The following is a 9,504-nucleotide window of genomic DNA, read 5'->3' on the forward strand; positions in this document are numbered from 1 at the left end:
TGACGGATCAGAAGTTGCTACTACTAAATTGGCAATACTCGGTGCAACTAATCTTTATTTTGACTTTATTAATATATTTCTCAATCTACTCAGGTTACTTAACTTGTTCAACAATAGGGATTAGATGTTTTCCTTTTTAAGGAAAGGCAGTAAGAATTCTATAGTTTTCTTTCTAATATCTCTAGTTGTATTGATGTTATGTCTTGCATATGCATCGGTGCCTCTATATAGCATTTTTTGTAAAGCTACTGGGTATGGTGGCACAATAAGAAAAGTAACTAACACAACAACAAATATAACTAACCAAAAGATCAGGGTCCATTTCAATGCTGATATAATGTCCGATCTACCTTGGGAGTTTAAATCAGAAACTAACTACTTTGACGTAAACATAGGAGAACAAAGTTTAGCGTTTTATTACGCAAAAAATCTATCTGATCAGCCTTCATTTGGTATGGCAGTATATAACGTTACGCCTTTCAAAGCAGGTAAGTATTTCAATAAAGTTGCATGTTTTTGCTTTGAAGAACAAATGTTGCTAGCAAAACAAAAAGCAGCTATGCCCGTATCTTTCTATATAGATCCTGAGATAATGCTTGATAGTAATACAAAAGATTTGAGCGAAATAACACTATCATACACGTTTTTTAAGCTTAAGTAATAAACTTTTTCCTATTGTCACCCAAGCAGCGTGAGCTATAGCTAAACTGACTTAGATTTACCGACAATTTGAAAAACTGTCATTCCGCTACCCGTTAGCGGGATCTATGCTTTGAGATACCGCGGCGGTATGACGTAATCCGATAAGGTAAACCTCGTCATCCCGCTACTTGTTAGCGGGATCTCCGCGGCGGTATGACGTGTTAGCTATAGAAGGAGTGCGTTGTTATTCAAATAATGATTAGGCAACAGATCTATTGAATTGAGCAGGAGTTCTTATTTGCTTTTTGCGCACCGACTACTTGTGTCTCAGTGCTTGGTGTTATCAATTCCCATCCTTCATTATTTGCTTCACAAGCATCCCAATACTTAGCCAATTCCTTATTATTTTTTACAGAATTTGGCACTTCTATGTTGGGATTTTTTTCTAATGTATGCTTAATTAGAATCTTACAGCAATCTTTGCATTCAATTGACTTCTCTGCATCATATAATTTAGTAACACAATCTAAAGCGGTATTTCCACCGTAGTGTTCATGTGGGCTATCACTTACCCCCGCTTCTATGAGAGCCTTTAACACATCTGGAGAACGCGTCAAAGCGCAGGCATGTAAATATCCTTTCTCATTTTGCACGTTAGCCCCTGCTTTTATTAAAACTTGCGCTAGATTTGGTAAAGCGTAAGGCTTGTGATTAATAGCAATAGAAAAAAGACTATCTACTGGAAAGCCATCATAGTCTTTCAAATCAAATTTGTGATTAATATCAAAACCTTTTTTTTCCCAAGAAGCATATAAATATTCATAATAGTTTTCTTTGCTTGAAGTTCGCATTCCACTTTCTAGCCTTTCTTTTATTTTTTTTATTATATTACTAGTATCTAAATCGTTATCTTCATCCACTTTGTACAACACATTATACAAAACACTATAAAGCCAAGTTTCTCTATTCATTATAATTTATACCTTAAAACTATTAATATACACTTATGTAGTATATAAACTCTAAATAACATTTTGCAAAATATTAATTGTTAGATAACATAATCAAAGTTTTTATCTTACATTCATCATGGTTAGAGCTATACAAATAAAAAAAACTGGGGGACCAGAAGTATTAGAATTTGTAGATAAGAGTATAGGTGAGCCAAAAGGCGAGGAAGTCTTAGTGCGTCACACAACTATCGGCTTAAATCGTTATGATTTAGAGCACAGAAAAGGTACACGCAAAATTAAAAATTTACCATCAGTGCTTGGAGTGGAAGCAGTGGGAGTTATTGAAAAGCTTGGTAAAAAAATCAGTGATGGGTTGAAGGTCGGAGATAGAGTTGGATATTGCACAGCTCCTCCAGGGGCATATTGTGAAAAGCGCATTATACACCAGAAATATCTGATAAAAATTCCAGATGACATATCTGATGAAGTTGCTGCTGCAGTGCTGTTTAAAGGTATGACAGCTCACTATTTGGTTAATCAATCTTATAAAATCAGGCCTGGTGCTTTCGTGCTAGTTCATGGGGCTAATGGTGGCTTAGGACAAATAATATGCCAATGGGCAAAGGATAAAAAAGGTGTAGTGATAGGTTCTGTAAGCTCTGATGAAAAAATGAAGATAGCTCTACAAAGTGGCTGCACATACGCAATAAACTACAATGATAAAGACTTCGTTTCTAAAATTATGGAGATTACGCAAAACAGAGGAGTAGGTGCAGTATATGACCCCATAGGTTACGCTACAAGCAAGCTCTCTTTTGAATCTTTAGGCAGGTTCGGCATATACGTTTCCTATGGGCAGATATCAGGTAACGCTCCTATTAGTTTTTCTTTACTTAGTTCACGTTCGTTATTTGCAACTGGAACCTCAATATACCATTATAAGCATGATAGATTCACATTAGTGCTTACCACAATGGAAATCTTTGAGATGATAAGAAAAAAACTTTTAACTGTACGGATCAATAAAAAATATAAATTTGATGAAATAATTCAAGCACATCGTGATATGGAAAATAGAAAAGCGAGTGGGTTAAATATTATCAAAATCTCTTAAATAAATTAGTAATTTAAACTAACCATTCATTAAGTCATATCAACTAGAACTTCACATATTTAATTCTCCTTTTGGGGGAATTAAAAGCATATAGCTAAACTGACTTAGATTTACCGACAATTTGAAAAACCGTCATTCCGCTAACTATAGTATTTTCAAAAGCGAATGATAAAGGTATAATATGTTTTTTTAAAGTAGGGAAAGCGATGGTATATAGTGTAGATTTAAGGGAAAAAGCAGTGTCTTTGGTAGAAAAAGGAAAGTCAAAGGTTGAAGTTGCAGAGGTTTTTGAGATAGACACTATATAGATGGCTAAAAAAGAAAGCTACTGGCCAAGGTCTCAAAGCGGTAAAAAGTACTGGTTTTATTCGAAAAATAGATCCAGAAATACTCAAAGAATATGTCAAAAAACACCCAGATCACACACTAGCAGAAATGAAACAAAACCTTGGCTTTGGGATAAGTGCAATTTGGTATAGATTAAGACAGCTAAAAATAACCTTTAAAAAAAGTCACATTCTATCAAGAGCGCAATCAAGAAGATAGGCAGCAATTTATCGATAAAGTCTCAAAAATAGACCACTGTAGCATTTTATATATAGATGAAGCAGGAGTTGATAATAGACTATACCGAGAATATGCACGAGCTCCAAGAGGAGAAAAAATATATGCTGATGTTCCAGGAAAAAAGCGGGAAAGAGTGAGTATAATAGGTGGATGAGAAGTTTATTGCACCAATGACCTTCACAGGAGGGTGTAATAAAGATATATTTAATGTATGGTTAGAGCGAAGATTACTTCCACAATTACAGCGTGATACAACCATAGTTATGGATAATGCTACATTCCATAAAACTCCCAAAACAAAGTCATTAATAGAGTCTTTTGGCTGTCATTTGCTTTATCTTCCAACATATTCACCTGATCTAAATCCGATAGAGCATTGTTGGCACACCATCAAAAGTTGCCTCAGACCTCTAATGCATCAATGTACAGACTTACACCTTTTAGTTGGTAATACCATTTTAGACGTTTATCATTCGTTTTAGAAAATACTATAGTTGAAATAGCGCAGTTACTCACCCCATAAATTTGGTGCTCTCTTTCAATCAAAGGTGTCTTGCTGCTTGAAATGTTTTCTTTGTAAAAATTTGGCTTATCTTTATATCATCTCATTCAAACAGCATTAACATAACTTATGCCTTTTTTGGATGTAGAAATTTTCTAGGAATTGTCTTTTTGAATTCTATGGTATTTTGTTTAACATTGAAACAAGAGGCCAGTGTCACGCACTGGCATGACACCCATTTGTTCCTATAGTTGTCTTTTCTCGTCTACCTTATTTTGCCACTCTGCTGAACAGATACATAAAGAAAGTGGAAAATTGGACATTCTCAACTCGGCTCCTGCAGATTAAAAATTAAGTTGAATAAAAATTGGATTTGACGCAGTTTTTTCCCATAGTTTAAGAAATTAAAAGTTTAACGATTAGAATTATAATTACAAACCACAATAAAAAATAGACTTTTCCATTTGATTTATTTTTAATTTGGATGTTTTCTAATTTTTTATCAGCTATTAGGTTTAATTTTTCTATAAGGCTAAATATCCCTTGGATTGTTTTTACAGGATAAGAACTTCTAATTTTTTCCCTATACCCTATTTTACTTTCATGTTGACTGCTTATCCACGCTTCAACTACTTTCCACATATTGATTTCTGGGTAGATCTTTCTACATGTCCCTTCCAGTAAAATCATAGTTTTCTGCAGCAATAACAATTGTGTTTGAACTTTCATATCAAAATCACCAGTTATTTTTAATAGCTGAGCAAGTAAACTAGCAAATGAAATCTTCTGTATAGGCTGCCCAATAATGGGTTCACCTATTGCCCTGCAAGCTGTGACAAAATTTCTATGCTGTGATGAAACGTAACCAGCTTTAAAGTGCATTTTTGCAACGTGATCATAATCCCGATTTAAAAAGCCTTTGAGTATCTCTATAACGTAATAGCATGTCTCACGATCTATTCTACCCATGATTCCACAATCCAGAGCAATAATATTGTTATTACTATCAACCATTAGATTTCCAGGATGCATATCAGCATGAAAAAAACAATCCCTGTATACCTGATTACAAAACGATTCTATAAGATTGATAGCTATTTGCTTATGATTATTCAGTTTTTCAACTTCGTATATTGGCGTTGCTTCTATCCATTCTAATGTTAAAACCTTTTTCGAAGTTCTATTCCAATCTACTTCAGGTACGTAAAAACCTCTGTCATTTTTTGTGTTTTCCTTTAGTTCCGAAGAGTGAGCAGCTTCAAAACGTAGATCTAACTCTAATCGGCAAATTTCAGCAAAAGTTTTAACTAATTCAATTGGCCTCAGCCTTTTTGATTGTTCGCTAAATTTTTCTGCAATTTCTGCGAGCCAAGAAAGCATTTTTATATCCCTTGAGAATGTTTTCTCAATATTTGGCCTTAAAACCTTCACAGCAACTTCCTTACCCTCAGTTGTAACCGCTCTATGCACCTGAGAAATCGATGCTGCTGCAATTGGCTTTTCAGAAAAGCTTGAAAAAATGTCGCTCAATTTACAATTAAACTCACTTTCTATAGTTTTAACTGCTATTTTATGTGAAAACGATGGCAATCTATCACATATCAATAACAAGTTATTTGTTATATCTTCATTTAAAACATCAGTACGTGATGAGATAGACTGCCCAAACTTAATGAACACCGGACCTAATTTTTCAAGAGCACACTTTAGCTTGTGGCCTTGTATTTTATTTATTGATTTTTTTGATGGTGGAAGTAAATAAGGTAATATATTGTAACGCGTCAGCACCGTAGTTATGTGCAGAAGACGCAAAATATTTTGAATCATTTCGCTGCGTAACTGCTAAATATTTCATTTAGGGTTCTATTTTTCATAATCTCATCAGGCTTGCCTTGGCAATAGATAGTATTATTTATACAAATTATGTAATCTGAGGATGGTAGAGCAGAGTTAAGATCATGAGAAGTCATAAGAATCGATACCAATCGTTTTTTTGCTATTTTATTTATAATATCATAAAATTTAGCCCGCGCGTTAATATCCATTGCACTAACTGGTTCATCTAGAATGATCAAGTCAGGCTCTGCAATTAAACAACGTGCAAGTAGCAATAATTGTGTTTGCCCTGCAGAAATTTCTAACACTTGATTCTTCAAAATGTTACCGATACCAACCAACTCTATCGTTTCTGTAATAATGGATTGATTTTTCTTTAGTCTTTTCAAGGAGCTATTTAAAAGAAAATATTCAACTGTTATTGGCATCAAATTACTAATACTAAAATTTTGCGGCATGTAGCTAATTTTTGTGTTCTCAGCTAACACAATATTTCCAGTATAATTTTTATTTATACCAGCAATTGCTTTCACTAAAGAGGTTTTACCTCCACCATTTGGACCAAGTATTGTAATTATGTCTCCTCTTTCCATGAACATATTGATATTGTCAAGGATTCTTTTACCATCATATGCGAGAGCAAGATTTTCTATTTTTAGAACACGATTATTGACATTATTCAATTTATTGACAAAATTTAACTTCTTCTCAACGTTTATATGAGACATTTACTGACTTTTTTTCTATTACTTTCATTTACACTATACTATAATATCGCCTTTTCATCCAATTTAAAAGTTGTAGCTACAATCAAACCTATCCACTCACTTGTAGCTTCTGTTACAGAAGGGATTTTAGAACCGGAATTGCTTGGCTATGCAACATCTGCACATAATTATATATTAAAGCCATCTGATGCGAGTAATTTAGAATCAAGTGACGTTATATTTTATGTTGACGATAACTTAGAGACGTTTGTTCAAACTTTCGCCAAAAATAATAAAGAACTAGTGCAATTGTCAAAGGCAATCAACCTACTTCCTACTCGGCCACATTCATTTTCTAGAAAAATCACTCACATTCAAGATGAAAAAGATTTACACATGTGGCTGAGTCCCGAAAATGCAAAGAGCATGATACTTTCTATAAGTGCAACATTGTCTGACATAGATAAAGGAAATTCCCATCGATACAGTTCTAATGCAACAAAAGCTATAAAAAAAATAGACCAAGAAGTAAAAGAAATCATGAAAGAACTGAATGATTTTAAAAATCAAAAATACATCGTTACTCATGATGCTTATCAATATTTTGAAAAATATTTCGGTCTAAATCATCCAAGCGCTATTCTTTCCATAGAAGAGGATTCTCACATAGGTATGAAGAGTTTAATGAAGCTAAAAAAGATAATGAAGGAAGAAAACGTTAAATGTATATTTGCTCATTCACAGGAAGATAGCATAAAGCCTAACGCCCTTTCTAATGACGCAAAAATGGTAGTTCTTGATCCTATTGGATCAGACATAGAGCCTGGAAAAGATGCATATCTAGCTATAATCAATAGCATTGCACAAAATTTTAAGTCTTGTTTTGTTGAGTAATAAGTTCCCTTTTAGCTTACTGTTTTATTGTTCTACAAATCAAGAAGAAGTGAGTTTACAACAAATGGTGTCATTCCAGTCTGGAATCCAGCTTTTTCATAATCATCAAAACGTTGTATTTTAACATAAAACGGCTACTTTTATGCTTACTAACTTAATAAAATTCCTGGATCCCAGACTGGGATGACATCGTAGGGGTGCTGGCCTGATAACCGTCATCCCGCTACTTGTTAGCGGGATCTAGAGATACCGCGAATGAATCGCGGTATGACGGTTCGCGGCGGCATGACGATAAGGTTTATACCTTGTCATCCCAGTGCTTGACACCGGGGTTGATTTATCTTGTCTACCTTATTTTGCCACTCCGCTGAACGGATACCATATTATGCAGGTTTAGAATTATGCTTTATTCTTACGTTTATGTCTTGGCCCAATACAATCAATAAGTTAAGCAAGTATTCTAAGGAGAACCCTTCGATTTTTGACCTATTGATTTGAGATACTTTAGGTTGATCAATCTTTAGAGCGTTTGCTGCTTTTTTCTGTGTTGTGTACTTCTTACTTATTAATTGTGCAATGACCTTTATTAATTTCAGTTTTGCATCTTTCACATCCCCCAACTCTACTATTATAGGATAACTTAATTGTAAATTTTGCATAATAATAAAATTCCTTATAAAAAAATTACTTTAGTTTTTCTTCTTTAAATAACACATGCCTTCTGACTACTGGGTCATACTTCCTAAACTCCAGTTTTTTGGTGAGCTTTTTTGGATTACGCTTTTTTACATAAAAATAGCCAGTTGATTTTTCTTCACCAGTTTTTGTTATCTTGATTGCAGTGCTGACTAACTTAACGAGCAAAGAAGCATTTTTTTTCGCCATACTTATAATGATATAATAAATTCTATGCGAGTTTATTACGCAAAATACTAAAAGTCAATCGAATAATGCAGATTGCAAAATCCTTGACAATCAACAGTGCATTAAGTAGCATAAAGTTAACTTCAGAATAAAAAGCAAACGGTAAATAAGTGACAAATAGTGGTAAAAGGGTATTATTGATAGAAAATTCTATCTGTTCTAATGAGGTAAGAGTTGCCTTGTCAATTAATAACAAGGTTGTAGAATTTGAACAAGAATTCAAGGAAAAAAAACAATTAAGAGGTAATATATACGTTGCTTATATAAAGCGTATAGAGCCTTCTTTGCAAGCCGTATTTATTGAATATGGGAAAAATAAGCAAGGTTTTTTGTCTTTTTCCGAGATATCTCTAGATTACTTCAACATTCCAGAAAAAGAAAAGGAAACTATCTTTGAGGGCTACTCAAATGACGATTGTATAGAAGAAGCCTCAGCAAATGTTTCTTCAGATTCTGCAGCTAGTAAGAATGTCAACGGATCAGGTAGTGGTTTTGTAAGAGAGGTACCTTTATATAAAAAATACAAATTACAAGATGTTATTTCAGTAAATCAAAAAGTATTGGTCCAGCTAACTAAAGAGGAACGAGGCAATAAAGGAGCTTCATTTACAACATACATAACTTTAGTGGGTAGATACTGTGTTTTCATGCCAAATTCCATGAGTAAAGGTGGAGTGTCTCGCAGAATTGAAGATGCTAATGTCAGAAAGCAGTTAAAGGAGATACTGAGTTCAATAAACTTGCCAAAAAGATCAGGTTTAATAGTAAGAACTGTTGGTTCAGGAAAAAATAAGAAAGAAATTGAGCAGGATTACAATTACTTATCCTCATTATGGCAGAGCATTCAAAAAAATGCCTTCTCTGTAAACGTTCCATCATTAATTTACAATGAAGCAGATGTAATTATGAGATCTGTTCGTGATTTTTGTAGCGATGGTATAGAAGTTATAGTGTCTGGAAAGGAAGCTTTTGAGGCAGTTAGGCAATATGCTAACAATGCACTAAAAGGTAGTAAGTTGCGCTATAGATTGTATAGAGGTTATGCTCCGATCTTTACTTACTACGGAATCGAAGATCAAATTTCTGAGTTATATAGCAATAGAGTAGAATTGCCATCTGGTGGGTCTTTGATAATAACTTTAACTGAGGCGTTTGTTTCAATAGACGTAAATTCAGGAAAGATGACAGGAGAAGATAGCATAGAAGAAACAGCTTATAGAACCAACATGGAAGCAGTACCTGAAATATCAAGACAGGTGAATCTTAGGGGCCTATCAGGATTAATAGTAGTCGATTTTATTGATATGTTGAAATATCAGTATTGCAGAGCTGTTGAGTCTGCTATAAAGCAAGCGTTTAAAGATG

Annotated in this window: 12 protein-coding genes and 2 pseudogenes; 9 read left to right on the forward strand and 5 right to left on the reverse strand. The window is 34.0% G+C overall.

Annotated elements, in window-relative coordinates; genetic code table 11:
- Together ACIPNH_RS05600 and ACIPNH_RS05605 are read left to right on the forward strand one after the other, a co-directional pair.
- Positions 1-124 (forward strand): annotated as a pseudogene (locus ACIPNH_RS05600) (BAX inhibitor (BI)-1/YccA family protein); the annotation flags it as partial.
- Positions 125-661 (forward strand): cytochrome c oxidase assembly protein, encoded by a 537-nt coding sequence (locus ACIPNH_RS05605; RefSeq protein ID WP_264723918.1) that lies wholly within the window; start codon positions 125-127, stop codon positions 659-661.
- Between the two features lie 253 nt (positions 662-914).
- On the opposite strand, the gene ACIPNH_RS05610 is transcribed toward ACIPNH_RS05605, so the two are convergent.
- On the reverse strand, positions 915-1,613 hold the full coding sequence (locus ACIPNH_RS05610; RefSeq protein WP_265024489.1) for an ankyrin repeat domain-containing protein: 699 nt from the start codon (positions 1,611-1,613) through the stop codon (positions 915-917).
- Between the two features lie 118 nt (positions 1,614-1,731).
- On the opposite strand from ACIPNH_RS05610, the gene ACIPNH_RS05615 reads away from it, so the two are divergent.
- From ACIPNH_RS05615 to ACIPNH_RS05630, 4 genes and pseudogenes are all read left to right on the forward strand, one after another.
- A complete protein-coding gene (locus ACIPNH_RS05615) occupies positions 1,732-2,709 on the forward strand; it encodes a quinone oxidoreductase family protein (RefSeq protein ID WP_264723920.1) in 978 nt (325 codons plus the stop codon).
- Between the two features lie 206 nt (positions 2,710-2,915).
- On the forward strand, positions 2,916-3,017 hold the full coding sequence (locus ACIPNH_RS05620; protein ID WP_213863610.1) for an IS630 transposase-related protein: 102 nt from the start codon (positions 2,916-2,918) through the stop codon (positions 3,015-3,017).
- Between the two features lie 49 nt (positions 3,018-3,066).
- Positions 3,067-3,255, forward strand: a pseudogene (locus tag ACIPNH_RS05625) (IS630 transposase-related protein); the annotation flags it as partial.
- A gap of 167 nt (positions 3,256-3,422) precedes the next feature.
- Positions 3,423-3,758 (forward strand): transposase, encoded by a 336-nt coding sequence (locus ACIPNH_RS05630; protein WP_049973597.1) that lies wholly within the window; start codon positions 3,423-3,425, stop codon positions 3,756-3,758.
- A gap of 416 nt (positions 3,759-4,174) precedes the next feature.
- Here the strand turns inward: ACIPNH_RS05630 and ubiB are convergent, their stop codons facing one another.
- Positions 4,175-5,605, reverse strand: coding sequence for a 2-polyprenylphenol 6-hydroxylase (gene ubiB / locus ACIPNH_RS05635; RefSeq protein WP_155969335.1), 1,431 nt, complete (start codon positions 5,603-5,605; stop codon positions 4,175-4,177).
- Positions 5,602-6,342: a metal ABC transporter ATP-binding protein gene (locus ACIPNH_RS05640; protein ID WP_155969337.1), complete on the reverse strand. Its 741-nt coding sequence runs from the start codon at positions 6,340-6,342 to the stop codon at positions 5,602-5,604. The genes ubiB and ACIPNH_RS05640 overlap by 4 nt, the downstream gene beginning before the upstream one ends.
- On the opposite strand from ACIPNH_RS05640, the gene ACIPNH_RS05645 reads away from it, so the two are divergent.
- Positions 6,334-7,215 (forward strand): zinc ABC transporter substrate-binding protein, encoded by an 882-nt coding sequence (locus ACIPNH_RS05645; RefSeq protein ID WP_400772169.1) that lies wholly within the window; start codon positions 6,334-6,336, stop codon positions 7,213-7,215. The genes ACIPNH_RS05640 and ACIPNH_RS05645 overlap by 9 nt on opposite strands.
- Positions 7,216-7,442: 227 nt before the next feature.
- The gene (locus tag ACIPNH_RS05650; RefSeq protein ID WP_174515970.1) at positions 7,443-7,586 is read left to right on the forward strand and encodes a hypothetical protein; all 144 of its coding nucleotides are present in this window, start codon (positions 7,443-7,445) and stop codon (positions 7,584-7,586) included.
- Between the two features lie 12 nt (positions 7,587-7,598).
- Here the strand turns inward: ACIPNH_RS05650 and ACIPNH_RS05655 are convergent, their stop codons facing one another.
- Together ACIPNH_RS05655 and rpmG are read right to left on the reverse strand one after the other, a co-directional pair.
- Entirely contained in the window at positions 7,599-7,874 is a 276-nt protein-coding gene (locus ACIPNH_RS05655; RefSeq protein ID WP_400772171.1) for a helix-turn-helix domain-containing protein, read from the reverse strand.
- Positions 7,875-7,899: 25 nt separating this feature from the next.
- The gene (rpmG, locus tag ACIPNH_RS05660; RefSeq protein ID WP_010082633.1) at positions 7,900-8,100 is read right to left on the reverse strand and encodes a 50S ribosomal protein L33; all 201 of its coding nucleotides are present in this window, start codon (positions 8,098-8,100) and stop codon (positions 7,900-7,902) included.
- 149 nt (positions 8,101-8,249) lie between these two features.
- On the opposite strand from rpmG, the gene ACIPNH_RS05665 reads away from it, so the two are divergent.
- Positions 8,250-9,504 (forward strand): Rne/Rng family ribonuclease (locus ACIPNH_RS05665; protein WP_400772173.1); only part of this gene is annotated, 1,255 nt, incomplete at its 3' end.

Origin of the sequence: Wolbachia endosymbiont of Drosophila barbarae (assembly GCF_044752445.1) — a bacterium.
In the GTDB taxonomy this organism is placed as follows: domain Bacteria; phylum Pseudomonadota; class Alphaproteobacteria; order Rickettsiales; family Anaplasmataceae; genus Wolbachia; species Wolbachia pipientis.

What these genes read in the sequence shown, in the direction of transcription:
- ACIPNH_RS05610 (WP_265024489.1), bottom strand. Translation starts at nt 1,613, where the DNA reads ATGAATAGAGAAACTTGGCTTTATAGTGTTTTGTATAATGTGTTGTAC.
- rpmG (WP_010082633.1), bottom strand. Translation starts at nt 8,100, where the DNA reads ATGGCGAAAAAAAATGCTTCTTTGCTCGTTAAGTTAGTCAGCACTGCA.
- ACIPNH_RS05620 (WP_213863610.1), top strand. Translation starts at nt 2,916, where the DNA reads ATGGTATATAGTGTAGATTTAAGGGAAAAAGCAGTGTCTTTGGTAGAA.
- ACIPNH_RS05640 (WP_155969337.1), bottom strand. Translation starts at nt 6,342, where the DNA reads ATGTCTCATATAAACGTTGAGAAGAAGTTAAATTTTGTCAATAAATTG.
- ubiB (WP_155969335.1), bottom strand. Translation starts at nt 5,605, where the DNA reads ATGATTCAAAATATTTTGCGTCTTCTGCACATAACTACGGTGCTGACG.
- ACIPNH_RS05615 (WP_264723920.1), top strand. Translation starts at nt 1,732, where the DNA reads ATGGTTAGAGCTATACAAATAAAAAAAACTGGGGGACCAGAAGTATTA.
- ACIPNH_RS05655 (WP_400772171.1), bottom strand. Translation starts at nt 7,874, where the DNA reads ATGCAAAATTTACAATTAAGTTATCCTATAATAGTAGAGTTGGGGGAT.
- ACIPNH_RS05645 (WP_400772169.1), top strand. Translation starts at nt 6,334, where the DNA reads ATGAGACATTTACTGACTTTTTTTCTATTACTTTCATTTACACTATAC.
- ACIPNH_RS05605 (WP_264723918.1), top strand. Translation starts at nt 125, where the DNA reads ATGTTTTCCTTTTTAAGGAAAGGCAGTAAGAATTCTATAGTTTTCTTT.